1 protein-coding gene is annotated in these 443 nt (G+C 65.7%); it reads left to right on the top strand.

Going from position 1 to position 443, the window contains the following annotated elements:
* Nucleotides 1-443: hypothetical protein (locus tag DIE12_RS38980; RefSeq protein ID WP_311768020.1), on the top strand; the 443-nt coding region annotated here is incomplete at both ends.

Genomic DNA, 443 nt, shown 5'->3' with positions numbered 1-443 from the left:
CGAGCTGGTCGCCGACGAGAGGCCAGTCGACGTGGACGTCGACAGCGAAGCGACCGAGCTATCGGTCGAGCTGAGGCCGGTCGACAGCGAGCTGATGCCGGTCGAGGTCGAGGTGGACAGCGAGCTGATCGAGCTGGTCGCCGACGAGAGGCCAGTCGACGTGGAGGTCGACAGCGAAGCGACCGAGCTATCGGTCGAGCTGAGGCCGGTCGACAACGAGCTGATGCCCGTCGAGGTCGAAGTCGAGAGCGACAAAATCGAGCTGGTCGCCGACGACAGGCCGGTCGACGTGGAAGTCGACAGCGAGGCGACCGAGCTGTCGGTCGAGCTGAGGCCGGTCGACAACGAGCTGATCCCCGTCGAGGTCGACGTGGACAACGAGCCGATCGAGCTGTTTGCCGACGAGAGGCCAGTCGACGTGGAAGTCGACAGCGAAGCGACCG

Source organism: Burkholderia sp. Bp9015, assembly GCF_003853505.1.
Lineage (GTDB): Bacteria > Pseudomonadota > Gammaproteobacteria > Burkholderiales > Burkholderiaceae > Burkholderia.
The sequence above is the reverse complement of the archived record's forward strand: the minus strand, read 5'-3'. Positions and strand labels throughout refer to the sequence as shown.